A 22,645-nucleotide genomic window follows, 5' to 3' on the forward strand; every position below is an offset into this window, starting at 1 on the left:
ACGCTCCAGGTAGGAATTTGTGTGAGAAGCAATGACGGCCACTCTACCCCTCACATCCAGCGCTGAAAACCGATAAGATCGCTGCAACCTGTCAGGAAAACTCACAGATGAGCCGAGACCTCCCACCCCTCAATGCCCTGCGCGCCTTTGAAGCCACCGCCCGCCTGAACAGCGTCAGCCAGGCTGCCGAGCAACTGCACGTGACCCACGGCGCGGTCAGCCGCCAATTGAAGGTGCTGGAAGAGCATTTGGGTGTCAGCTTGTTCATCAAGGATGGACGCGGCATTAAACTCACAGATGCAGGTGTGCGGTTGCGAGATGCCAGCGCCGAGGCGTTCGAGCGCTTGCGCGACGTCTGCGCCGAACTCACCCAGGCCAGCGCTGATGCGCCGTTCGTGCTCGGTTGTTCGGGCAGCCTGCTGGCGCGCTGGTTGATCCCGCGCCTGGGTCGCTTGAATGCCGACCTGCCGGACCTGCGCCTGCACCTGTCGGCGGGTGACGGCGACCTCGACCCCCGACGCCCCGGTCTCGATGCCCTGCTGGTCTTCGCCGAACCACCGTGGCCGGCGGATATGCAAGTGTATGAGCTGGCGAGCGAGTGTATCGGGCCGGTGATGAGCCCGCGTTTTGCCGGGTACGAACGCCTGCGCCAGGCGCCGCCGCAAGCCTTGTGTGGCGAAGCCTTATTGCACACCACTTCACGCCCGCAAGCCTGGCCCAGTTGGGCGCAACAGCACGGCATCGAGCCCGGCGCGTTGAAACACGGCCAAGGTTTTGAGCATTTGTATTATTTGCTGGAGGCGGCGGTGGCGGGGTTGGGCGTGGCGATTGCGCCGCAGCCGCTGGTGGCAGAGGACCTGCGCGCGGGTCGCCTGGTGGCGCCGTGGGGTTTCAGTGAAACCCCGGCGCACCTGGCGTTGTGGCTACCCAAGCGCGCCGCAGACGGGCGCGCGAGTCAGTTGGCGCACTGGCTCAAGGCTGAGCTGGCGCGCCAGCCGGTATAGCCGGTCAATCAGTCACCGCGTTTGCACAGCAGGTAAGCCGCCAGCAGGCCCAACGCGCCAACGGCGACGCCGGCGGTAGTCCATGGGTGCTCTTGTGCGTAGTCCCGGGTGGCAACACCGGTTTCACGGATTTTGACTTTGCTTTCTTCGTAGGCGTCGCTGATCAGGTGACGAGAGTGCTTGAGGGCATTCTCGGCATTGCTTTTCAGGGCCTTCAGCGTTTTGCGCGACTCATCGGACGCATCGTCCTTGAGGCTCTCAAGGGACTTGAGCAGGCTCGAAATCTCGGCTTCCATGCTTTCCAGCGACGCTTTGCGTAAAGAAGTGTTGGCCATTTGGAATCTCCTGAAGTGATTGAGTGGCGTGTGTAGATACCGACTGCGGCCGTTTCAGAAAGTGCAGTAAATCTGAACTTTCAGGTAGGAACGGTCGCCAGAAGCAGTATGAACAATGACTGCTAGGCTTTATTGACGACCCTCAGGAGAAACACCATGTCTGATCATCACACCTACAAGAAAGTGGAATTGGTAGGTTCGTCCACCACCAGCATCGAAGACGCAATCAACAATGCCCTGGCCGAAGCCAACAAGAGCATCAAGCACTTGGAATGGTTTGAGGTGACGGAAACCCGTGGTCATATCAAGGACGGCAAGGTCGCGCACTATCAGGTTACGCTCAAGGTGGGGTTCCGAATTGCCAGTAGTTGATCGCGTCGGTTGAACTTGCCGGCTGGCCGATTGCCATAACTTGCGCTACAAACAATGGGTGCCGATGCCAGCAGCGTCGGCACGCTCGTTTCAATCAGCGCAAGGAAAGTGACGGATGAAGAAGCTCCTGTTAGCGGTAGGTTTGTTGAGCATTGCGGGCACGGCCCTGGCGGCGGGCAAGCCTTGTGAAGAGCTGAAAAGCGAAATTGCAGCGAAAATCGACGCCAAGGGCGCTTCGGGTTATTCGCTGGAAGTCGTGGATAAAGGCACCTCGACCGACGCTAAAGTGGTCGGTACCTGTGAAGGTGGTACCAAGGAAATCGTCTACAAGCGCGGTTAATCCCGTGTGGCAGACATAAAAAACCGACGCGGGTGCGTCGGTTTTTTTTCGTCGGGGGTTTAGCCCTTCATCAACTGCGCCAGCAGCTCGTAGGAATGAATCCGGTCGGCGTGCTCGTACAGGTCGCAGGTGAAGATCAATTCGTCCGCGCCGGTCTGTTCGATCAACACTTCCAGCTTGGCGCGGATCTTCGCTGGGCTACCCACCATCGCCAGGCCAAGGAAGCTGCCGACCGCGTCTTTTTCATGGGGCAGCCACAGGCCGTCCATGGTTTTCACCGGTGGGCGCTGCACCAGGCTCTGCCCGCGCATCAAGGCGAGGATGCGTTGGTACACCGAGGTGGCCAGGAAGTCGGCGTGCTCATCGGTGTCGGCCGCCACCAGCGGAATGCCGAGCATCACGTAAGGCTTGTCCAGCACAGCCGAAGGCTTGAAGTGATTGCGGTACACGCGAATCGCCTCGTGCATCAAACGCGGTGCGAAATGGGAGGCGAAGGCGTAGGGCAAACCGCGTTCGCCCGCCAGTTGCGCGCTGAACAGGCTGGAGCCCAGCAGCCACACCGGTACGTTGGTGCCGGTGCCGGGCACCGCAATCACCCGTTGGTCCGGTGTGCGTGGCCCGAGGTAGGCCATCAGCTCGGCCACGTCTTCCGGGAAGTCATCCGCGCTGCCGGAGCGCTCGCGGCGCAGAGCGCGAGCGGTCATCTGGTCGGAGCCGGGCGCGCGGCCCAGGCCCAGGTCGATACGCCCGGGGTAGAGGCTTTCCAGGGTGCCGAACTGCTCAGCGATCACCAGCGGTGCATGGTTGGGCAGCATCACGCCGCCGGAGCCGACGCGAATCGTCGAGGTACCGCCGGCCAGGTAACCCAGCAATACCGAGGTGGCCGAGCTGGCGATGCCATCCATATTGTGGTGTTCCGCCACCCAGAAACGGTGGTAGCCGAACTTTTCCACATGCTGGGCCAAATCCAGGGAATTGCGCAGCGACTGCGCCGGGCTGCCGTTGGCGCGCACCGGCACGAGGTCGAGGGTCGAGAACTTTACGTCGGACAGCGATTTCATAAGCCTGCTTCTCCAAAGGGGGGCGCAGGCTTCTTAGACGAACCAAAACCTGCCGCTTCATGTGCATGTCCTATGCAATGAGGGCATATACCCGAGATTCAATAGCGAGGGTTAAATTTCCTACTTAATCGCTAGGTCTCTCTTACAAATGAACTTTGCCTTGGCGTCTATCCTCAGAACCTTACCGACGCAAAACCACCGTTCGAGGAGAAAGCTATGAGTATCGTTAAAAAGGCATCCGCGCATTGGGAAGGTGATCTGAAGACTGGCCTGGGCTCCATTTCCACCGAAACCGGCGTGCTGCGCGAAGCACCCTACGGCTTCAAGGCCCGTTTCGAAGGCGGCAAGGGCACCAACCCCGAAGAATTGATCGGCGCGGCCCACGCTGGCTGTTTCTCCATGGCCTTTTCCATGATTCTGGGCGACGCTGGGCTCAAGGCTGACAGCATCGACACCCAGGCCGAAGTGACCCTGGACCAGGTCGATGGCGGCTTCGCGATCACCGCCGTGCACTTGGTGCTCAAGGCCAAGATCCCAGGCGCCAGCCAGGCGCAGTTCGATGAATTGAGCAAGAAGGCCAAGGAAGGGTGCCCGGTGTCCAAGGTACTGAATGCGAAGATCAGCCTGGATGCCACGCTGGTTAGCTGACACAGCAGGTCCACTGTGGGAGGGGGCTCGCCCCCGATAGCGGTCTATCAGTAACAGCGATGTTGACTGATGCACTGCTATCGGGAGCAAGCCCCCTCCCACATTTTGTTCTGCGTTAAATCAGAACTCGTGTTTCCCGAATGTGGTCCTATAGCCTATGCAGCCTTAGGCGCACACCCGTGCGCATGCATTCAGGGAGCTTCACACATGAAACGTTTTGCCTTGGCGATCATCTGCGGTGTGTTGGCCACATCGGCTGTGGCCGCACCAAAAGACTGCGAAGAGCTCAGGAAAGAGATTGAGGTCAAGATCCAGGCGAACGCCGTTCCGTCCTACACCTTGGAAATTGTCAGCAAGGAAGAAGCTGACAAGCACGACGTCGCCATGGTCGTCGGCAGCTGTGAGAACGGTACCAAAGCCATCATCTATCAGAAGAACAACGACTGATCAGAGACAGTTGACGCTGCGTTCTTCCGCCAGCAATTGGCGAGCGGCGTTATACAGCCGGATATTCGGCGTGAAGGCCAATGAGCGCCCTTCCAGGCGATAGCGTTGGCCAGCCTCGAAATGGTCGTACTGCAGGGTGATGAAACAGGTGCGGTCGGCGGTTTGCCCAAAGCCATTGAGGCTGCCGCCGGTGGGCACCTCGAAATCAAAGCGCACCATCAGCTCGTGACTGCCCGGTGGCACCTGGAAGTAGCGTCCGTCCGGCAGGTTCTTACCATCCAGGCGCTGCGCCATCACCAGCTTGGCTCCAGGCGTCGGCGTAGCAAAATCGACCCAGGCCTGATGCGGGTCGACCGGCGGCAGGGGGGTCGAAGCGCAGGCGCTGAGGAACAGGGCGACGACGGGAAGCAGAAGCTGGCGCATGGCAGTTACTCAACGCAAGGAGAGCTTTGAGTATAAACACGCCACGCCGTGGAAAAATCCCCTTCAGGCGCGATAGTCTGGCGAACAAATCACCCAGGAGCGATCGGTGCATGGTCAGGCGTTTTCTTTCAGGGTTGGTGGTTGTGCTGCTCAGTGGTTGCTCCAGCGTCAGTTACTACAGCCAATTGGCGGACGGCCAGTGGCAGCTGTTGCGGGCTCGGGAGCCGGTTGCCGAGGTCATCGCCGATCCATCGAGGCCGCAGTTGCTGCGTGATCATCTGGCTCAATCACAAAAAGCTCGAACCTTCGCCAGCGAACACCTGCATCTGCCTGACAACCAAAGTTACCGGCTGTATGCCGATATTGGCCGTCCTTATGTAGTCTGGAATGTCTTCGCTACGCAGGAATTTTCCCTGGCGCCTCAAACCCATTGCTTCCCCATTGCCGGTTGCGTGGCCTATCGCGGCTATTACAGCCAAGGCGCGGCGCGCGGTGAAGCGGCGTTGTTGCGCCAACAAGGCATGGACGTGTCGATTGGCGGCGTGGAAGCCTATTCAACCTTGGGTTGGTTCAACGACCCGATCATGAATTCGATGATGAACTGGGGCGACGAACGCCTGGCCACGCTGATCTTCCATGAGCTGGCGCACCAGCGTTTCTACGTGAAGGACGACACCGAGTTCAACGAGTCATTTGCCAACTTCGTCGAGCAGGAAGGCACCCGCCAGTGGCGCGCGGCCCAGGGTCTGGCGCCGCTTGGCAACGCGGCGCGGCAGCAGCGGGACCAATTTACCCAACTGATCCTCGATACACGTCAGCGCCTGGAAAAACTCTACGCGCAACCGCTGGCTGCCGAGGCGATGCGCCAGGCCAAGGCGGCCGAATTCGAGGATTTGCGTCGTGAGTATCGGCATATGCGCGATAGCCAATGGGGTGGAGACAAGCGTTATGACGCCTGGATGAACCTGCCGATGAACAATGCGCGGTTGTTGCCGTTCGGGCTGTATGACCGGTGGGTACCGGCGTTTGCGGCGTTGTTCAGGCAGGAAGGTGGGGATTGGCCGAAGTTCTACGCGGCGGTGGAGAAGATGGGCGAGTTGCCGTTGGTGCAGCGCAAGGCTGCGTTGAGGCAGTTGGAAGGAGGTTGATCTGTAGGGCCTCATCGGGGCTTGCCCCCGATGGCGGTCTCAGGGCCGCTGCAAAAACGCCTGATGCATCTGCGCCAGCGTCTCAAAGTGCCAGGTCGGCGCCTCAGCATTCAACTCTTCGAAACTACCAAACCCATAACCGACAGCTGCCGAATCCAGCCCATTGCTACGCGCCCCGATCAGGTCGTGCTTACGATCACCAATCATCAAGGTGGTGGCCGGGTCCAGGCCTTCTTCGCTGATCAAATGCGCAATCAACTCGACCTTGTTGGTGCGTGTCCCGTCCAGTTCGCTGCCGTAGATCACTTTGAAGTGCCTGGCAAAATCGAAATGCCGCGCGATCTCGCGGGCAAACACCCAGGGCTTGGATGTGGCGACGTACAACTGGCGGCCCTGTTTGCCCAGGTCTTCAAGTAGCGGCATCACGCCGTCGAATACGCGGTTTTCATACAGCCCGGTGACTTTGAAGCGCTCGCGGTAGAAATTCACTGCCTCCCAGGCCTTGGCCTCATCGAAGTCGTAGAACTGCATGAAGGCTTGCAGCAATGGCGGGCCGATGAAGTATTCGAGTTGGGTCAGGTCGGGTTCGTCGATGCCCAATTTGCCAAGGGCGTACTGGATCGAGCGGGTGATGCCCTCGCGCGGGTCGGTGAGGGTGCCATCCAGGTCGAACAGCACGGTTTGGTAATGGAGGGTCATTGGTCGAATCCTTCAGCCAGGTGCAGGTCTTTGAGCTTCACGTAGTTCGCGGCGCTGTAGGTGAAAAAGGCGCGTTCCTTGTCAGTCAGCGGGCGGATTTGTTTAACCGGGCTGCCGACATACAAAAAACCGCTGTCGAGCTTCTTGCCCGGTGGCACCAGGCTGCCGGCGCCGATGATGACGTCGCCCTCCACCACGGCGCCGTCCATCACGATGCTGCCCATGCCGATCAAAATCCGGTTGCCCACCGTGCAGCCGTGCAGCATGACTTTGTGTGCGATGGTCACGTCATCGCCGATCAGCAAGGGAAAACCGTCCGGATTGAAGGGGCCTGCGTGAGTGATGTGCAGCACGCAGCCGTCCTGCACGCTGGTGCGCGCGCCGATACGGATGCGGTGCATGTCGCCGCGAATCACGGTCAGCGGCCAGACCGAGCTGTCGGTGCCGATTTCGACATCGCCGATCACCACCGCCGAAATATCGACAAAAGCCCCGGCGCCCAGGGTTGGCGTGTGGTTCTGATAGGTGCGAAGGGTCACGATAGCCTCTCTCTTATGTGCTGATAGCTGCGGTGGACGTTGATTGTAATTAAGATGGCCCCATCTTTGTTCTTACATGTTTCTTCAGCCAAGGTGCCAACCGTGAGCGCGAACAACCCTCTTCTGCAGTCCTACGACCTGCCGCCGTTCTCGGCGATCCGTGCCGAGCACGTGCAGCCGGCCATCGAACAGATCCTCGCCGACAACCGTGTTGCCATCGAAGGCATCCTGCAAAGCCAGGGTAAAAATCCGACATGGGCCGGTCTGGTGCTGGCCATGGACGAACTGAATGATCGCCTGGGCGCCGCCTGGAGCCCGGTCAGCCATCTCAATGCTGTGTGCAACAGCGCCGAGCTGCGCGAAGCCTACGAGGCGTGCCTGCCGGCATTGAGCGCCTATTCCACCGAGATGGGCCAGAACCGCGCGCTGTTCCAAGCCTTCGAAGCCCTGGCCAACAGCCCGGAAGCCGCCGGTTTCGACGTGGCGCAAAAAACCATCCTTGAACACTCCCTGCGCGACTTCCGCCTCTCGGGTATCGACTTGCCGCCTGAGCAGCAAAAACGTTACGCCGAAGTGCAGAGCAAGCTTTCCGAGCTGGGCAGCAAATTCTCCAACCAACTGCTGGACGCCACCCAGGCGTGGACCAAGCACGTCACCGAGGAAGCCACCCTCGCCGGCCTGACCGATTCGGCCAAGGCGCAGATGGCCGCTGCCGCGCAGGCCAAAGGCCTCGACGGCTGGCTGATCACCCTGGAGTTTCCGAGCTACTACGCGGTCATGACCTACGCCCAGGACCGCGCCCTGCGAGAAGAAATCTACGCGGCCTACTGCACCCGTGCGTCAGACCAGGGCCCGAATGCCGGTCAGAACGATAACGGCCCGATGATGGAACAGATCCTCGACTTGCGTCAGGAACTGGCCAAGCTCCTGGGTTACGCCTCGTTCTCCGAGCTGAGCCTGGCCACCAAGATGGCCGAGTCCAGCGACCAGGTGCTGAGCTTCCTGCGGGACCTGGCCAAGCGCAGCAAGCCGTTCGCTGCCCAGGACCTGCAACAGCTCAAGGCCTACGCCGCCGAACAAGGCTGCGCCGACCTGCAAAGCTGGGACAGCGGTTTCTACGGCGAAAAGCTGCGTGAGCAGCGCTACAGCGTGTCCCAGGAAGCCCTGCGCGCCTACTTCCCGATCGACAAGGTGCTGGGCGGCCTGTTCGCCATTGTGCAGCGTTTGTACGGCATCGAGATTGCCGAGCAAAAAGGCTTCGACACCTGGCACCCGGATGTTCGCCTATTTGAAATCAAGGAAAACGGCCAGCACGTCGGGCGCTTCTTCTTCGACCTGTACGCCCGCGCCAATAAGCGTGGCGGTGCCTGGATGGACGGCGCACGCGACCGCCGCCGCACCATCGACGGCGTGCTGCAAAGCCCGGTGGCGAACCTGGTGTGCAACTTCACCCCGGCCGACAGCGGCAAGCCTGCCCTGCTGACCCACGATGAAGTGACCACCCTGTTCCACGAATTCGGCCATGGCCTGCATCACCTGCTGACCCGCGTCGAGCATGCCGGCGTGTCCGGTATCAATGGTGTGGCGTGGGATGCGGTGGAATTGCCGAGCCAGTTCATGGAGAACTGGTGCTGGGAGCCGGAAGGCCTGGCGCTGATCTCCGGCCACTATGAAAGCGGCGAGCCACTGCCCCAGGACCTGCTGGAAAAAATGCTCGCGGCGAAGAACTTCCAGTCCGGCCTGATGATGGTGCGCCAGCTGGAGTTCTCGCTGTTCGACTTCGAGTTGCATGCCACCCATGGCGATGGCCGCAGCGTGGCCCAGGTGCTCGAAGGCGTGCGCGATGAGGTGTCGGTGATGCGTCCTCCTGCCTACAACCGTTTCCCCAACAGCTTTGCGCACATCTTTGCCGGCGGTTATGCCGCGGGTTACTACAGCTACAAATGGGCCGAAGTGCTGTCGGCGGATGCCTTCTCCAAATTCGAAGAAGACGGCGTGCTCAACGCCGAGACCGGTCGTGCCTTCCGTGAGGCAATCCTGGCGCGTGGCGGTTCCCAGGCGCCGATGGTGCTGTTCGTCGACTTCCGCGGACGTGCACCGTCGATTGACGCACTCTTGCGCCACAGCGGCCTGAGTGAGGACGCAGCAGCATGAGCGAAGGGCCTGTGACTACCAAAAAGCAATTTATCGCCGGGGCGGTGTGCCCGGCGTGCAGCGAACCGGACAAGTTGAAGATGTGGACCGAGGACAGCGTGCCGCATCGCGAATGCGTGGCCTGCGGGTATACCGATACGCTCAATGACCAAGGGCTGTCGGTGCCCAAGGAGTTGGGGACGCGGGTGAATACGTCTGCGCTTAAAGCGCCAGCCGATCCCAAGGTTCAGGCAGTGCAATTCTTCCCGAATCCGAAATTGAAAAAAGACTAACGGCCCTACGCGGGCCAATGTGGGAGGGGGCTTGCCCCCGATAGCGCAAGGTCAGTCAGCCTCTGGATTGGCTGACCCGCCGCTATCGGGAGCAAGCCCCCCTCCCACATTTTTTTGCCTGCAATTATTCGACTTAGGTCGCTGAACCCATAATCTACATCCTTAGCCTGCTATCATTTGTAACTATTGATTGCCCAAATACCGACGAGCCGCTCCCCAGAAGTGGCCGAATAAACCCGTGACCACATGATGAGGTGCACCCATGTCTGATCAAGATCAAGACAACCCCCGGCGTGATTTTTTGCGCAAATCCTTGACCTTGATCCCGGTGGTCACGGTTGCGAGTACCGGCCTTGGTGGCTCGATACTGATGGCCACGCCTGAGCCTGCCCACGCGGCGCCGGCCAAACCTGCGAAGAACGACAAGGCCTACGAGCCGAGCTATTTCACCGCTGAGGAATGGGTGTTCATCAACGCCGCCGTCGAGCGTTTGATCCCCGCAGATGCCCAAGGCCCCGGTGCCCTGGAAGCCGGCGTGCCGGAGTACATCGACCGTCAGATGAACACGCCTTACGCCAGCGGCGCGCTGTGGTACATGCAAGGTCCGTTCAACGCCGACGCCCCGCCGGAGATGGGCTGGCAGAGCAAGTTGGTGCCCAAAGAAATTTATCGCCTGGGCATTGCCGCGACGGATGCTTGGTCGAAAGCTTTCAACGGTAAAGCTTTTGCTGCGCAAGACAGCGCTACCCGAGATGATATGTTGCGGCGTCTGGAGGCGGGTGGCAGTGAAGTCACGGCACATTTCGACGCGGTGCCGCCGAAGATGTTCTTCAACTTGCTGCTGCAAAACACCAAGGAAGGGTTCTTCTGCGACCCGATCCACGGTGGCAACAAAGGCATGGTCGGCTGGACCATGATCGGCTTCCCCGGCGCCCGCGCCGACTTCATGGATTGGGTGGAACGCAACGAGCAGTACCCCTTCCCGGCAGTTTCCATCCGCGGCGAGAGGGCATAAACGTGGCGACCATCATGAAGAAAGTGGATGCGGTGATTGTCGGCTTCGGCTGGACCGGCGCGATCATGGCCAAGGAGCTGACGGAAGCAGGCCTCAACGTGCTGGCGCTGGAGCGCGGGCCGATGCAGGACACTTACCCGGACGGCAACTATCCCCAGGTCATCGACGAACTGACCTACAGCGTGCGTAAAAAACTCTTCCAGGACATCTCCAAGGAGACGGTGACGATTCGTCATAGCGTGAATGACGTTGCCCTGCCTAACCGTCAGCTCGGCGCGTTTTTGCCGGGTAACGGCGTGGGCGGTGCGGGCCTGCACTGGTCGGGTGTGCATTTCCGTGTCGATCCGATTGAACTGCGCATGCGCAGCCATTACGAAGAACGTTACGGCAAGCACTTTATTCCCAAGGACATGACCATCCAGGACTTCGGCGTGAGCTACGAAGAGCTGGAGCCGTTTTTCGACTATGCAGAAAAAGTCTTCGGCACCTCAGGCCAGGCCTGGACCGTGAAAGGTCAGTTGGTGGGCGAAGGCCGTGGCGGCAACCCTTATGCGCCGGATCGTTCCAACCCGTTTCCGCTGGAGGCGCAGAAGAACACAGTCTCCGCACAGCTGTTTCAGAAAGCGGCCGCCAGCGTCGGGTATAAGCCCTACAACCTGCCGTCAGCCAATACTTCGGGGCCTTACACCAACCCCTATGGCGCGCAGATGGGCCCATGCAACTTCTGCGGTTTTTGCAGCGGTTACGTGTGCTACATGTACTCCAAGGCCTCGCCGAACGTGAACATCCTGCCGGCGCTGCGCCAGGTGCCGAATTTCGAGCTGCGGCCTAACTCCCACGTGCTCAAGGTCAATCTGGACAGCACCAAGAGCAAGGCCACCGGCGTGACCTACATCGACGCCCAAGGCCGAGAGTGCGAACAACCGGCAGACCTGGTGATCCTCGGCGCGTTCCAGTTCCACAACGTGCGGCTGATGCTGCTGTCGGGCATCGGCAAACCCTACGACCCGATTACCAATGAAGGCGTGGTGGGCAGAAACTTCGCTTACCAGAACATGGCCACCATCAAGGCGTTCTTCGACAAGGACACCCACACCAACAACTTTATCGGTGCGGGCGGCAATGGCGTGGCCATCGATGACTTCAACGCCGACAACTTCGACCACGGCCCTCACGGCTTTGTTGGGGGCTCGCCGATGTGGGTCAACCAGGCGGGCAGCCGCCCGATTGCCGGTACGTCCAACCCGCCCGGCACACCGGCCTGGGGCAGCGCGTGGAAGCGCGCCACCGCCGATTACTACACCCACCAGGTGTCGATGGATGCTCATGGTGCCCATCAATCCTACCGGGGTAACTACCTCGATCTGGACCCGGTCTACCGCGATGCCTACGGCCTGCCGTTGCTGCGCATGACGTTCGACTGGCAGGAAAACGACATCAAGATGAACCGCTTCATGGTCGAGAAAATGGGCAAGGTCGCCGAAGCGATGAACCCCAAGGCGATTGCCGTGCTCGGCAAAAAAGTCGGTGAGCACTTCAACACCGCGTCCTACCAGACCACCCACCTCAACGGTGGCGCGATCATGGGCACCGACCCGAAGACCAGTGCGTTGAACCGCTATCTGCAATGCTGGGATGTACACAACGTGTTTGTTCCGGGTGCATCTGCTTTCCCACAGGGCTTGGGCTACAACCCTACTGGCCTGGTGGCGGCATTGACCTACTGGTCGGCTCGCGCGATCCGCGAGCAGTACCTGAAAAATCCCGGCCCACTGGTTCAGGCATAAGGAGCGATGACCATGAAAGCATTTGTTATCGCGACGTTTGCCCTGCTCAGCAGCTGCTCCATCAGTGCCGCCGAAACCGACCTGATCAAGCAGGGCGAATACCTGGCGCGCGCCGGCGACTGCGTGGCCTGCCACACCGCCAAGGGCGGCAAACCGTTCGCCGGTGGCCTACCGATGGAAACCCCCATCGGTGTGATCTATTCCACCAACATCACCCCGGACAAGACCGGTCTGGGCGACTACAGTTTCGAGGACTTCGACAAGGCCGTGCGTCACGGCGTCGCCAAGAGTGGTAGTACGCTTTACCCGGCGATGCCTTACCCGTCTTATGCGCGCGTCAGCGAAAGCGACATGCAGGCGTTGTATGCGTACTTCATGAAGGGCGTGGAACCGGTCGCCCAGGAGAACAAGGCCAGCGACATTCCGTGGCCGCTGAGCATGCGTTGGCCGTTGGCGGCGTGGCGCTGGATGTTTGCACCTGAGGTGGCGGATAAACCGGCCGTGGCGAGCGCGGACCCAGTGATCAGCCGCGGCGCTTACCTGGTGGAAGGCCTTGGCCACTGTGGCGCATGCCATACACCACGCGCTCTGACCATGCAGGAAAAAGCCCTGAGCGCGACTGACGGCAAGGACTTCCTGTCCGGCAGTGCGCCACTGGAAGGCTGGATCGCCAAGAGCCTGCGCGGCGACCACAAGGACGGTCTCGGCGGTTGGAGCGAGGAGCAACTGGTGCAATTCCTCAAGACCGGTCGCAGTGACCGCAGCGCGGTATTTGGCGGTATGAGCGATGTGGTCGTGCATAGCATGCAGTACATGTCGCAAGACGACCTGACCGCTATAGCCCGTTACCTCAAGAGCCTGCCGGCGGTGGACCCAAAAGACCAGCCGCACCAGTATGACAAGCAGGTGGCCGAGGCGCTGTGGAAAGGCGATGACAGCAAGCCCGGCGCGTCGGTGTATATCGACAACTGCGCGGCCTGCCACCGTACCGATGGCCATGGCTATACGCGGGTATTCCCGGCGTTGGCGGGCAACCCGGTGTTGCAGACGGCGGATGCCACGTCGTTGATCAACATCGTGTTGAACGGCGGCACGTTGCCGGCCACTCACACGGCGCCGTCGACCTTTACCATGCCGGCGTTCGCCTGGCGCCTGTCGGACCAGGAAGTGGCGGATGTGGTCAGTTTCATCCGTGGCAGTTGGGGTAACCAGGGCGCCCCGGTGAACGCCAGTGACGTGGCCGACCTGCGCAAGAACGACATGCGCACCACCTCGGGCGATGACCTGGGGCAGGTCACACAAAAGCACTGACCGCCCAACGGCACTGGTCAGGAACCTCGTGCCTCGATACTGTATATAAAACCAGTATTGAGGCGCCTTCATGTCTACTCCGCTGCCGCCCCGTGGTCGGGGCACGGCCACCAACCTGCATAACCGCTTTGCGCCCACCGCCAGCGTGGCCGAGGACGACGGCTGGTACCAGGAAGTGCCGCCGACCCAGGGCACCGAAGTACGCATCGAGACGGCCAAGACCATCATCACCCGCAACAACTCTCCGGACCTGCCGTTCGACCGCTCCATCAACCCCTACCGTGGCTGCGAGCATGGCTGTATCTACTGCTATGCACGGCCCAGCCACGCCTATTGGGATATGTCGCCGGGGCTGGATTTCGAAACCAGGCTGATCGCCAAGAGCAACGCGGCCGACGTGCTGGAGCAGCAACTGTCGAAGCCGGGCTATGTGTGTGCGCCGATCAATCTGGGCTCCAACACCGACCCTTACCAGCCTATCGAGCGTGAGTACAAGATCACCCGGCAAACCCTCGAAGTGCTGCTGCGCTATCGGCATCCGGTGACCATCATTACCAAGGGCTCTCTGATCCTGCGCGACCTGGACCTGCTGGCGGAGCTGGCCAGGCAACGCCTTGTGGCGGTGATGATCAGCCTCACCAGCCTCGATGATGAACTCAAGCGCATCCTGGAACCGCGTACAGCGGCGCCCAAGGCGCGGTTGCGGGCCATCCGGGTGATGCGCGAGGCGGGCATCCCGGTGGGTGTGTTGTGCTCACCGATGATCCCGATGATCAACGACAGCGAGCTGGAAAGCCTGCTCACCGAAGCCCATGCCGCCGGTGCGCAGAGTGCGGCCTACATGATGTTGCGACTGCCGCTGGAGGTGGCGCCCCTGTTCGAGGAGTGGCTGGCGGCGCATTACCCGCAGCGGGCGGCCCATGTGATGAGCCTGGTGCGCCAGGTGCGCGGTGGTGAGGTGTACGACAGTCGGTTCGGCGTACGCATGCGGGGTGAGGGGCCATTTGCCGACCTGCTGGCCCAGCGTTTCAGCAAGGCAATCAAACGCTTGGGGCTCGATCGCAGAGAAGGCTTCAATCTGGATTGCACAGCGTTCTGTCCACCGGGCAGACAGATGACATTGTTGTAGACTGAAAAGGAAGAATGCACCATGCCTGTAGGAATAGTCGCGTTTTGATATCACTGAAACCCGCGATCTAGAGCGGTTCATTCAGTTTGAGTTAAGTTTCGGTGGTTACCTTGTTCAGCGAGTGACTGATGAGTCGGCAGCCTGGTTTTTGGCTTTTACAACTATTCCACTGGCCTGGCGTCGAACTGACCTGAAAACTCCCCTGCATTAATCAAGAGGATGAATCATGAGTGACAAGGATAAACAGCCGTTGGCTGCGTCGGCTTCAGCCCCTCAGGTGGCAGAGTCTGCTGATGCAGCGCTAAAACACATCGTTGACGGCTTTTTGCATTTCCATCACGACGTCTTCCCCCAGCAGGAAGAACTCTTCAAGAAACTCGCCACGGCCCAGAGCCCACGGGCGATGTTCATTACCTGCGCCGACTCGCGCATCGTGCCTGAGCTGATTACCCAAAGCTCTCCCGGCGACCTGTTCGTGACCCGCAACGTCGGCAACGTCGTGCCGCCTTATGGGCAGATGAACGGCGGCGTTTCCACTGCCATCGAGTACGCCGTACTGGCCTTGGGCGTGCAGCACATCATCGTGTGCGGGCACTCCGATTGTGGCGCCATGCGTGCGGTCCTCAACCCCGCCAGCCTGGAGAAGATGCCGACGGTAAGGGCCTGGCTGCGACACGCCGAAGTCGCCAAGTCCATGGTCGAGGACAACTGCGACTGTGCCAACGAAGGCGAGAGCATGAAAGTGCTCACCGAAGAAAACGTCATCGCCCAACTGCAGCATTTGCGTACCCATCCCTCGGTGGCGTCGCGCATGGCCAATGGTCAGCTGTTTATCCACGGCTGGATCTACAACATCGAAACCAGTGAAATTCGAGCCTACGATGCTGATCAGTCGGCATTCCGACCGTTGAGCGGCGAAGGGCCGATTCCTTCCGCGACGCCTAAAGCGCGCTTCTAAAACACTTCCCTGCCGGGTAAAGCGGTGGCTGCCATGGATGCAGCCAGGCTTTGCCGCGCCCGGCGAATGCCTCGGGAGAGCCATCATGCGTGCTGCTCAATTGAAAGCTGTATTGCCACGGGAGCTGCTCGCCTCCGTGGTTGTGTTTCTGGTCGCCCTGCCCCTGTGCATGGGGATCGCCATCGCGTCCGGCATGCCGCCGGCCAAGGGCCTGATCACCGGGATTATCGGTGGCCTGGTAGTGGGCTGGTTGGCGGGTTCGCCGCTGCAGGTCAGCGGCCCGGCAGCGGGTCTGGCGGTATTGGTGTTCGAGCTGGTGCGCCAGCACGGGATGATGATGCTCGGGCCGATCCTGCTGCTGGCCGGTTTCCTGCAGCTGGTGGCCGGGCGTCTGCGCCTGGGCTGCTGGTTCCGCGTCACGGCGCCAGCAGTGGTGTACGGGATGCTGGCGGGGATCGGTGTATTGATTGTGCTATCGCAGATCCATGTGATGCTCGACGGTGCGCCCAAGCCCTCAGGGCTGGATAACCTGGCGGGCTTCCCCGCCGCGCTGGTGGAGGCGATTCCAACCTTGGGCGGCGGCCTGGGTTGGCAGGCCGGATTGCTCGGTTTGTCGACGATGCTGGTGATGTACCTGTGGGATAAATTCCGTCCGCAAACCCTGCGTTTCGTGCCCGGAGCCCTGTTGGGCGTGGGCCTGGCAACGGTGACCAGCCTGGTGCTGGCGTTGCAGGTCAAGCGTGTGGAAGTGCCGGAGAACCTCGCCGACGCCATCGATTGGCTGCGTCCCAGCGACCTGTTGAACCTGGCCGACCCTCAGTTGCTGATCGCCGCGTTTGCAGTGGCATTTATCGCCAGTGCCGAAACCCTGCTCTCTGCTGCAGCGGTAGACCGCATGCACAGTGGTCAGCGTTCTGATTTCGATAAGGAATTGTCCGCCCAAGGTGTGGGCAACATGCTGTGCGGCCTGGTGGGTGCCCTGCCGATGACCGGTGTGATCGTGCGCAGCTCGGCCAACGTGCAGGCCGGGGCCACCACGCGGTTGTCAGCGATGTTCCATGGCGTATGGCTGTTGGGGTTCGTACTGTTGTTGTCGAGCGTGCTGCAAAGCATTCCCGTGGCGAGCCTGGCGGGTGTGTTGGTGTACACCGGGATCAAGCTGGTGGATATCAAGGCCTTCAAGGCTCTAGGTCGTTATGGGCGTATGCCGATGTTTACCTACGCGGCCACGGCGTTGGCGATCATTTTCACCGACCTGCTGACCGGCGTGCTGGTGGGCTTCGGGCTCACATTGGTCAAGTTGGCGCTCAAGGCCTCGCGCCTGAAAGTCAGTCTGATCGACCTGCCCCAAGAGGGGGAAATGGAGCTGCGTTTGACCGGTGCGGCGACCTTCCTGAAAGTGCCGGCGTTGACCCAGGTGCTGGCGACGGTGCCTGCGGGCACGACTGTGCACGTACCGCTGAGTAACCTGAGTTATATCGACCATTCCTGCCTGGAGTTGCTGGAGGAATGGGGCCGGGCGAATGCGGCCAAGGGCTCGAAGCTGGTGATCGAGGCGCGTGGGTTGAAGCGCCGGTTGGAGGGCCGCGTCAGGACGACAACGGGGATCGGCTCGGCGCCATCAATCGGCTGAGGGAGCCGGATCAACATGTGAGAAGGGGCCAGCCCCCTCTCACATTCGTTTTATGTCTAAATTCAAGATTTAAGCTGGCTGATCCAGCTCCAGCTCAACACCCAGCTGGCGGGACAGGCACGGCCAGCGCTTCCACGCGGCTTCCGTTTCCGGGCTTTTCAGCTGCTCGCGATACGCCTCGACAGACTCCAGTGCAAAGCTGTCTTCGTTGAGCATTTCATCCACTGCATGATGAACGGCTTCATCCAGCTGGTTGGCGAATGCTTCGCCGATCAACTGATGGGCAATCACGTTGGCCACGGTGGTGTCTGCCGGAATCAACGGCTGGCCAAAGTGTTTGATATACAAGTCGTTGACCTCTTCCACCAGGCGATGGGCCAGGTAAGCCTCGTCCAGCAGGCCGTCGAGCCCTTCATGTCCGACCAGGATCGCGGGGGGCTGGAGGAAGAAATGTTCGGCAATCTTCAGCACCGGTTTGATCTGGCTTTCGATACCGGCCTCGCGGGCCACGTCGTTGGCCGCGTCCAGCAGGTCTGGCACGAGGTCGATGTAGGCGGTGACAAAACGGGTCATGACAATGTTGCGGTCACCGTCAGCCAGGGAAATGGCCGAATGCAGGTGCGGCAATTGCTCTTCCAGCTGCTTGGCTAGCTGGCCAGTGCTGGATTCGTGTTGATGGGCACGGGAAATCTGCTCGCGCAATGCGGCGGTGTTCATGAAGGCTCCAGTGAAGCAGGCGTAGGAATAGGGACAGCATAAGGTAGCTCGTTTATACGAGCGCTTAAGACGCATTTGTCATAATTATTTCATGGTTATGCACAGGCGTTATATCGAATTGCCATCGTTCGTCGGATAAACGATTCCGCCCCCGGTTTTATTGGGCCTGATCACTCATTTTTGCTCATTTGCCCCTACACATTGCGGGGTTGCAGTGCGTGTCTATACTCGGGTTTGTACGCGATTAGCTGATGACGCCAGACTGCATAAGCAGGTAAGGCTAAGCGGTTGTAAGCAGTATGGAAGCCGCTCCCTTCGACGCAGGTGCAAACCGGCGGGATAACAAGAACGATAAGGGGAACCCGCAATGACGCGACATCCACATGTTTGGATGGGCCTCCTGTTGTGGTCAGTATTCGGCCAGGCGCACGCCGCCTGGACAACGAATATGGCGCCAGGGGCAACTGAAGTCAGTCACGCTGTGTTCGACCTGCACATGACCATTTTCTGGATCTGTGTGGTAATCGGCATTGTCGTGTTTGGCGCGATGTTCTGGTCGATGATCGTCCACCGCCGCTCCACGGGCCAGGTTGCGGCCAAATTCCACGAGAGCACCACCGTGGAAATCCTCTGGACCGTGGTGCCCTTGCTGATTCTGGTCGCGATGGCCATTCCGGCGACCAAGACCTTGATCAATATCTACGACAGCACCGAGTCGGATATCGATATCCAGGTCACCGGCTATCAGTGGAAGTGGCATTACAAATACCTGGGCCAGGATGTGGAGTTCTTCAGCAACCTGGCCACGCCTGCCGAGCAGATCCATAACCAGGCCACCAAGGGCGAACATTACCTGCTGGAAGTCGACCAGCCGCTGGTGTTGCCGGTGGGCGCCAAGGTGCGCTTCCTGGTGACCGCCGCCGACGTGATCCACTCCTGGTGGGTGCCGGCTTTTGCGGTCAAGCGTGACGCCATTCCAGGGTTCGTCAACGAGGCCTGGACCCGCGTCGAGAAGCCCGGCATCTACCGTGGCCAGTGCGCCGAACTGTGTGGCAAGGACCACGGTTTCATGCCCATCGTGGTCGAGGTCAAGTCCAAGGCCGACTACGACACCTGGCTCGGCGAGCGCAAGGCAGAGGCCGCCAAGCTCAAGGAGTTGACCTCCAAGGAGTGGACGCTGGAAGAGCTGGTTGCGCGCGGCGACAAGGTCTACCACACCACCTGCGTCGCCTGTCACCAGGCCGAAGGCCAGGGCCTGCCACCGATGTTCCCGGCGCTCAAGGGCTCGAAGATCGCCACCGGGCCCGCTGCAGACCACTTGAGCATCGTCTATCACGGCAAGCCCGGTACCGCGATGGCGGCCTTCGGCAAACAGCTCTCGGAAGTCGATATCGCCGCAGTGGTGACCTACGAGCGCAACGCGTGGGGCAACAACAAAGGCGACATGGTCACGCCTAAAGACGTGCTGGCCATCAAGCAGGCGGAAAGCAAATGACCGACTTCATCGCTTTTACCTCGACCCGCCCCGCCCACTCGCTTGCAGGAGAACGGCCATGAGCACTGTGATCGATGACCATGGCCACGCCGGTGACCATGCCCACGGCCCCGCCAAGGGTTTGATGCGCTGGGTGCTGACCACCAACCATAAAGACATCGGCACGATGTACCTGTGGTTCGCGTTCATCATGTTCCTGCTCGGCGGCTCGTTCGCCATGGTGATCCGTGCCGAACTGTTCCAGCCTGGCCTGCAGATCGTCGAGCCGGCGTTTTTCAACCAAATGACCACCATGCACGGCCTGATCATGGTGTTCGGTGCGGTGATGCCGGCGTTTGTCGGCCTGGCCAACTGGATGATCCCGCTGATGATCGGCGCACCGGACATGGCCTTGCCGCGCATGAATAACTTCAGCTTCTGGCTGTTGCCGGCGGCGTTCCTGCTGCTGGTCTCGACCCTGTTCTCGCCCGGTGGCGGTCCGAATTTCGGCTGGACGTTCTACGCCCCGCTCTCCACCACCTACGCGCCGGAAAGCGTGACGTTCTTCATCTTCGCCATCCACTTGATGGGCATCAGCTCGATCATGGGCGCGATCAACGTGGTCGCCACCATCCTCAACCTGCGTGCGCCCGGCATGACCTTGATGAAAATGCCGCTGTTCGTCTGGACCTGGCTGATTACCGCCTTCCTGCTGATCGCGGTGATGCCGGTGCTGGCCGGCTGCGTGACCATGATGCTGATGGACATCCACTTTGGCACCAGCTTCTTCAGTGCGGCCGGTGGCGGTGATCCGGTGCTGTTCCAGCATGTGTTCTGGTTCTTCGGCCACCCCGAGGTGTACATCATGATCCTGCCGGCGTTTGGCGCCGTCAGTTCGATTATCCCGACCTTCTCGCGCAAGCCGTTGTTCGGCTATACGTCGATGGTGTACGCCACGGCGAGCATCGCGTTCCTGTCGTTTATCGTGTGGGCGCACCACATGTTTGTGGTGGGCATTCCGTTGGTCGGCGAGTTGTTCTTCATGTACGCCACGTTGCTAATTGCGGTGCCGACCGGCGTGAAGGTGTTCAACTGGGTCAGCACCATGTGGCAAGGCTCGCTGACCTTCGAGACGCCGATGCTGTTTGCCGTGGCCTTTGTGATCCTGTTCACCATCGGCGGTTTCTCCGGATTGATGCTGGCGATTGCCCCTGCGGACTTCCAGTACCACGACACCTACTTTGTGGTGGCGCACTTCCATTACGTACTGGTGCCTGGTGCGATCTTCGGCATCTTCGCCTCGGCCTACTACTGGCTGCCGAAATGGACCGGCCACATGTACGACGAAACCCTGGGCAAGCTGCATTTCTGGTTGTCTTTCGTGGGCATGAACATGGCGTTCTTCCCGATGCACTTCGTGGGGCTGGCCGGCATGCCGCGCCGGGTGCCGGACTACAACCTGCAGTTCGCCGACTTCAACATGGTCTCGTCCATTGGGGCCTTCATGTTTGGCGCCACGCAGATATTCTTCCTGTTTATCGTGATCAAGTGCATCCGAGGTGGCCCGCCCGCGCCGGCAAAGCCGTGGGACGGCGCCGAGGGGCTGGAGTGGAGCGTGCCTTCGCCCGCGCCGTACCACACCTTCACCACGCCACCGGAGGTCAAGTGAACACGCTGATTGCATTCGCTTCAGGGGGATGTCATGGCTGACTCCGTGCCCCTCAAGCGCCTGGTCACCCGCCTGCTGATCCTGGTGGTGGCGATGTTCGCCTTCGGCTTTGCCCTGGTGCCGATCTACGACGTGATGTGCAAGGCGTTCGGCATCAACGGCAAGACGGCCGGGCAGTACGAGGGCGAGCAGGTCGTCGACCTCACGCGGCAGGTACGGGTGCAGTTCCTCTCCACCAATGCCATCGACATGGTCTGGGAGTTTCATTCCAAGGCTGACGAGGTGGTGGTCAACCCCGGCGCAGTCACCGAGATGCTGTTCGTGGCCTACAACCCCACCGACAAACCGATGACCGCCCAAGCGGTGCCGAGCATTTCCCCCGCAGAGGCGGCGATGTATTTCCACAAGACCGAATGCTTTTGCTTCACCCAGCAAGTGCTGCAGCCAGGCCAGCGCATTGAGATGCCGGTGCGTTTTATTGTCGACCGCGACATGCCCAAGGATGTGAAGCATTTGACCCTGGCGTACACGCTGTTTGATATCACTGCGCGCCAACCGCCGGTGGCTGTCCGTACCGGCGGCTAGCTACTGTTTGCCCGCTCAATCAGGAGAGCGAATACATGTCGACTCATGATACGTACTACGTACCAGCGCAAAGCAAATGGCCGATAATTGCCACGATTGGCATGCTGGTCACCGTGTATGGCCTGGCCGTGTGGTTCAACGACCTGAAGGCGGCACGCCCGGAATCCCACGGGCCGTGGATCTTTTTCGTCGGTGGGCTGTTGCTGGCCTACATGCTGTTTGGCTGGTTCGGTGCGGTGATCAAGGAAAGCCGTGCCGGTTTATACAGCGCGCAGATGGACCGCTCGTTTCGCTGGGGCATGACCTGGTTCATTTTTTCCGAGGTGATGTTCTTTATCGCGTTCTTCGGTGCGCTGTTCTACGTGCGCCACCTGTCCGGTCCCGCGTTGGGCGGCGAAGGCCCCAAAGGCATTGCTCACATGCTGTGGCCGAACTTCGAGTTTGCCTGGCCGTTGCTCAACAACCCGGACCCGAAACTTTATCCCGCGCCGGAGGGCACTATCAGCCCGTGGGGCTTGCCGTTGGTCAACACCATCCTGCTGGTGAGTTCCAGCGTGACCATCACCATTGCCCACCACGCCTTACGCAAGGGGTATCGCGGCGCGCTGAAGATCTGGCTGGCGATCACCGTCTTGCTGGGCCTTGCATTCCTCGGGTTCCAGGCCGAGGAGTACATCCACGCCTACAAAGAGCTGGGCCTGACCCTCGGCTCAGGTGTGTATGGCGCAACCTTCTTCATGCTTACGGGCTTTCACGGCGCCCACGTGACCATCGGCACCATCATTTTGTTTGTGATGCTGATGCGCATCCTGCGCGGGCATTTCAACGCCGAGCACCAGTTCGGCTTCGAGGCGGCCAGTTGGTATTGGCACTTCGTGGATGTGGTGTGGATCGGGCTGTTTTTCTTCGTATACGTGCTGTGAGG

At 60.3% G+C, this 22,645-nt stretch carries 24 protein-coding genes; 18 read left to right on the plus strand and 6 right to left on the minus strand.

The features are described from left to right. Positions 1-107: 107 nt before the first annotated feature. A complete protein-coding gene (locus tag M2397_RS20040) occupies positions 108-1,004 on the plus strand; it encodes a LysR family transcriptional regulator (protein ID WP_131699602.1) in 897 nt (298 codons plus the stop codon). Between the two features lie 8 nt (positions 1,005-1,012). Here M2397_RS20040 and M2397_RS20045 read toward each other — a convergent pair whose 3' ends face one another. Continuing rightward, a complete protein-coding gene (locus M2397_RS20045; RefSeq protein WP_003170746.1) occupies positions 1,013-1,339 on the minus strand; it encodes a YqjD family protein in 327 nt (108 codons plus the stop codon). A gap of 156 nt (positions 1,340-1,495) precedes the next feature. Between M2397_RS20045 and M2397_RS20050 the strand changes: the two genes are divergently transcribed. Both M2397_RS20050 and M2397_RS20055 read left to right on the plus strand, forming a co-directional pair. Further along, positions 1,496-1,711 carry a dodecin gene (locus tag M2397_RS20050; RefSeq protein ID WP_027608132.1) on the plus strand — a complete coding sequence of 72 codons (216 nt, stop codon included), beginning with the start codon at positions 1,496-1,498 and terminating at the stop codon, positions 1,709-1,711. Positions 1,712-1,826: 115 nt separating this feature from the next. Beyond that, a complete protein-coding gene (locus tag M2397_RS20055) occupies positions 1,827-2,051 on the plus strand; it encodes a DUF1161 domain-containing protein (protein WP_131699601.1) in 225 nt (74 codons plus the stop codon). 59 nt (positions 2,052-2,110) lie between these two features. On the opposite strand, the gene M2397_RS20060 is transcribed toward M2397_RS20055, so the two are convergent. Beyond that, entirely contained in the window at positions 2,111-3,112 is a 1,002-nt protein-coding gene (locus M2397_RS20060) for an LLM class flavin-dependent oxidoreductase (RefSeq protein ID WP_145338362.1), read from the minus strand. A gap of 216 nt (positions 3,113-3,328) precedes the next feature. Here M2397_RS20060 and M2397_RS20065 point away from each other — a divergent pair, with 216 nt between their 5' ends. After that, positions 3,329-3,760, plus strand: a complete 432-nt coding sequence (locus M2397_RS20065) for an OsmC family protein (protein WP_027608131.1) — start codon at positions 3,329-3,331, stop codon at positions 3,758-3,760. 207 nt (positions 3,761-3,967) lie between these two features. Further along, entirely contained in the window at positions 3,968-4,207 is a 240-nt protein-coding gene (locus M2397_RS20070; protein WP_017734725.1) for a DUF1161 domain-containing protein, read from the plus strand. Here M2397_RS20070 and M2397_RS20075 read toward each other — a convergent pair whose 3' ends face one another. Then, positions 4,208-4,630 carry a hypothetical protein gene (locus M2397_RS20075; RefSeq protein WP_145338361.1) on the minus strand — a complete coding sequence of 141 codons (423 nt, stop codon included), beginning with the start codon at positions 4,628-4,630 and terminating at the stop codon, positions 4,208-4,210. A gap of 110 nt (positions 4,631-4,740) precedes the next feature. Between M2397_RS20075 and M2397_RS20080 the strand changes: the two genes are divergently transcribed. After that, positions 4,741-5,778, plus strand: coding sequence for an aminopeptidase (locus tag M2397_RS20080; protein WP_259244287.1), 1,038 nt, complete (start codon positions 4,741-4,743; stop codon positions 5,776-5,778). 39 nt (positions 5,779-5,817) lie between these two features. Here the strand turns inward: M2397_RS20080 and M2397_RS20085 are convergent, their stop codons facing one another. Continuing rightward, entirely contained in the window at positions 5,818-6,477 is a 660-nt protein-coding gene (locus M2397_RS20085; protein ID WP_259244288.1) for an HAD family hydrolase, read from the minus strand. Further along, entirely contained in the window at positions 6,474-7,016 is a 543-nt protein-coding gene (locus M2397_RS20090) for a gamma carbonic anhydrase family protein (RefSeq protein WP_259244289.1), read from the minus strand. The genes M2397_RS20085 and M2397_RS20090 overlap by 4 nt, the downstream gene beginning before the upstream one ends. A gap of 54 nt (positions 7,017-7,070) precedes the next feature. Between M2397_RS20090 and prlC the strand changes: the two genes are divergently transcribed. The 8 genes from prlC (at position 7,071) to M2397_RS20130 (ending at position 17,275) form a co-directional block, all read left to right on the plus strand. Then, the gene (prlC, locus tag M2397_RS20095; protein ID WP_259244290.1) at positions 7,071-9,170 is read left to right on the plus strand and encodes an oligopeptidase A; all 2,100 of its coding nucleotides are present in this window, start codon (positions 7,071-7,073) and stop codon (positions 9,168-9,170) included. Beyond that, a complete protein-coding gene (locus M2397_RS20100; protein WP_167655865.1) occupies positions 9,167-9,442 on the plus strand; it encodes a YheV family putative zinc ribbon protein in 276 nt (91 codons plus the stop codon). Before prlC ends, M2397_RS20100 begins: the two co-directional genes overlap by 4 nt. Positions 9,443-9,704: 262 nt before the next feature. Beyond that, positions 9,705-10,457, plus strand: coding sequence for a gluconate 2-dehydrogenase subunit 3 family protein (locus M2397_RS20105; protein WP_259244291.1), 753 nt, complete (start codon positions 9,705-9,707; stop codon positions 10,455-10,457). Between the two features lie 2 nt (positions 10,458-10,459). Beyond that, positions 10,460-12,244, plus strand: a complete 1,785-nt coding sequence (locus tag M2397_RS20110) for a GMC family oxidoreductase (RefSeq protein ID WP_131699596.1) — start codon at positions 10,460-10,462, stop codon at positions 12,242-12,244. Between the two features lie 12 nt (positions 12,245-12,256). Further along, on the plus strand, positions 12,257-13,555 hold the full coding sequence (locus M2397_RS20115) for a cytochrome c (protein ID WP_259244292.1): 1,299 nt from the start codon (positions 12,257-12,259) through the stop codon (positions 13,553-13,555). 70 nt (positions 13,556-13,625) lie between these two features. Next, complete coding sequence (locus M2397_RS20120) at positions 13,626-14,684, plus strand: PA0069 family radical SAM protein (RefSeq protein ID WP_259244293.1); 1,059 nt, start codon at positions 13,626-13,628, stop codon at positions 14,682-14,684. A 226-nt stretch (positions 14,685-14,910) separates the two neighbouring features. Then, positions 14,911-15,642 carry a carbonic anhydrase gene (locus M2397_RS20125; protein WP_027608119.1) on the plus strand — a complete coding sequence of 244 codons (732 nt, stop codon included), beginning with the start codon at positions 14,911-14,913 and terminating at the stop codon, positions 15,640-15,642. An 85-nt stretch (positions 15,643-15,727) separates the two neighbouring features. Then, entirely contained in the window at positions 15,728-17,275 is a 1,548-nt protein-coding gene (locus tag M2397_RS20130) for a SulP family inorganic anion transporter (RefSeq protein WP_259244294.1), read from the plus strand. Between the two features lie 69 nt (positions 17,276-17,344). On the opposite strand, the gene M2397_RS20135 is transcribed toward M2397_RS20130, so the two are convergent. Further along, positions 17,345-17,992, minus strand: a complete 648-nt coding sequence (locus tag M2397_RS20135) for a hypothetical protein (RefSeq protein WP_259244295.1) — start codon at positions 17,990-17,992, stop codon at positions 17,345-17,347. 367 nt (positions 17,993-18,359) lie between these two features. Between M2397_RS20135 and coxB the strand changes: the two genes are divergently transcribed. The 4 genes from coxB to M2397_RS20155 are packed head-to-tail and all read left to right on the plus strand — an operon-like array spanning position 18,360 to position 22,643. Next, positions 18,360-19,487: a cytochrome c oxidase subunit II gene (gene coxB, locus M2397_RS20140; RefSeq protein ID WP_259244296.1), complete on the plus strand. Its 1,128-nt coding sequence runs from the start codon at positions 18,360-18,362 to the stop codon at positions 19,485-19,487. Between the two features lie 58 nt (positions 19,488-19,545). Then, positions 19,546-21,135 carry a cytochrome c oxidase subunit I gene (gene ctaD / locus M2397_RS20145; RefSeq protein WP_131699590.1) on the plus strand — a complete coding sequence of 530 codons (1,590 nt, stop codon included), beginning with the start codon at positions 19,546-19,548 and terminating at the stop codon, positions 21,133-21,135. A gap of 33 nt (positions 21,136-21,168) precedes the next feature. After that, a complete protein-coding gene (locus M2397_RS20150; protein ID WP_065926844.1) occupies positions 21,169-21,720 on the plus strand; it encodes a cytochrome c oxidase assembly protein in 552 nt (183 codons plus the stop codon). Positions 21,721-21,755: 35 nt separating this feature from the next. After that, positions 21,756-22,643 carry a cytochrome c oxidase subunit 3 gene (locus tag M2397_RS20155; protein WP_259244297.1) on the plus strand — a complete coding sequence of 296 codons (888 nt, stop codon included), beginning with the start codon at positions 21,756-21,758 and terminating at the stop codon, positions 22,641-22,643. Positions 22,644-22,645 lie beyond the last annotated feature (2 nt).

Source organism: Pseudomonas sp. BIGb0381 (assembly GCF_024809815.1).
Classification (GTDB): domain Bacteria; phylum Pseudomonadota; class Gammaproteobacteria; order Pseudomonadales; family Pseudomonadaceae; genus Aquipseudomonas.

Excerpts from the sequence above, each read along its gene's own strand:
- M2397_RS20045 (WP_003170746.1), bottom strand. The coding sequence starts at position 1,339 with ATGGCCAACACTTCTTTACGCAAAGCGTCGCTGGAAAGCATGGAAGCC.
- M2397_RS20085 (WP_259244288.1), bottom strand. The coding sequence starts at position 6,477 with ATGACCCTCCATTACCAAACCGTGCTGTTCGACCTGGATGGCACCCTC.
- M2397_RS20135 (WP_259244295.1), bottom strand. The coding sequence starts at position 17,992 with ATGAACACCGCCGCATTGCGCGAGCAGATTTCCCGTGCCCATCAACAC.
- M2397_RS20080 (WP_259244287.1), top strand. The coding sequence starts at position 4,741 with ATGGTCAGGCGTTTTCTTTCAGGGTTGGTGGTTGTGCTGCTCAGTGGT.
- M2397_RS20060 (WP_145338362.1), bottom strand. The coding sequence starts at position 3,112 with ATGAAATCGCTGTCCGACGTAAAGTTCTCGACCCTCGACCTCGTGCCG.
- M2397_RS20150 (WP_065926844.1), top strand. The coding sequence starts at position 21,169 with ATGGCTGACTCCGTGCCCCTCAAGCGCCTGGTCACCCGCCTGCTGATC.
- M2397_RS20120 (WP_259244293.1), top strand. The coding sequence starts at position 13,626 with ATGTCTACTCCGCTGCCGCCCCGTGGTCGGGGCACGGCCACCAACCTG.
- ctaD (WP_131699590.1), top strand. The coding sequence starts at position 19,546 with ATGAGCACTGTGATCGATGACCATGGCCACGCCGGTGACCATGCCCAC.
- M2397_RS20055 (WP_131699601.1), top strand. The coding sequence starts at position 1,827 with ATGAAGAAGCTCCTGTTAGCGGTAGGTTTGTTGAGCATTGCGGGCACG.
- M2397_RS20040 (WP_131699602.1), top strand. The coding sequence starts at position 108 with ATGAGCCGAGACCTCCCACCCCTCAATGCCCTGCGCGCCTTTGAAGCC.
- M2397_RS20075 (WP_145338361.1), bottom strand. The coding sequence starts at position 4,630 with ATGCGCCAGCTTCTGCTTCCCGTCGTCGCCCTGTTCCTCAGCGCCTGC.
- M2397_RS20050 (WP_027608132.1), top strand. The coding sequence starts at position 1,496 with ATGTCTGATCATCACACCTACAAGAAAGTGGAATTGGTAGGTTCGTCC.
- M2397_RS20155 (WP_259244297.1), top strand. The coding sequence starts at position 21,756 with ATGTCGACTCATGATACGTACTACGTACCAGCGCAAAGCAAATGGCCG.
- prlC (WP_259244290.1), top strand. The coding sequence starts at position 7,071 with ATGGCCCCATCTTTGTTCTTACATGTTTCTTCAGCCAAGGTGCCAACC.
- M2397_RS20105 (WP_259244291.1), top strand. The coding sequence starts at position 9,705 with ATGTCTGATCAAGATCAAGACAACCCCCGGCGTGATTTTTTGCGCAAA.
- coxB (WP_259244296.1), top strand. The coding sequence starts at position 18,360 with ATGACGCGACATCCACATGTTTGGATGGGCCTCCTGTTGTGGTCAGTA.
- M2397_RS20125 (WP_027608119.1), top strand. The coding sequence starts at position 14,911 with ATGAGTGACAAGGATAAACAGCCGTTGGCTGCGTCGGCTTCAGCCCCT.
- M2397_RS20115 (WP_259244292.1), top strand. The coding sequence starts at position 12,257 with ATGAAAGCATTTGTTATCGCGACGTTTGCCCTGCTCAGCAGCTGCTCC.
- M2397_RS20065 (WP_027608131.1), top strand. The coding sequence starts at position 3,329 with ATGAGTATCGTTAAAAAGGCATCCGCGCATTGGGAAGGTGATCTGAAG.
- M2397_RS20070 (WP_017734725.1), top strand. The coding sequence starts at position 3,968 with ATGAAACGTTTTGCCTTGGCGATCATCTGCGGTGTGTTGGCCACATCG.
- M2397_RS20130 (WP_259244294.1), top strand. The coding sequence starts at position 15,728 with ATGCGTGCTGCTCAATTGAAAGCTGTATTGCCACGGGAGCTGCTCGCC.
- M2397_RS20100 (WP_167655865.1), top strand. The coding sequence starts at position 9,167 with ATGAGCGAAGGGCCTGTGACTACCAAAAAGCAATTTATCGCCGGGGCG.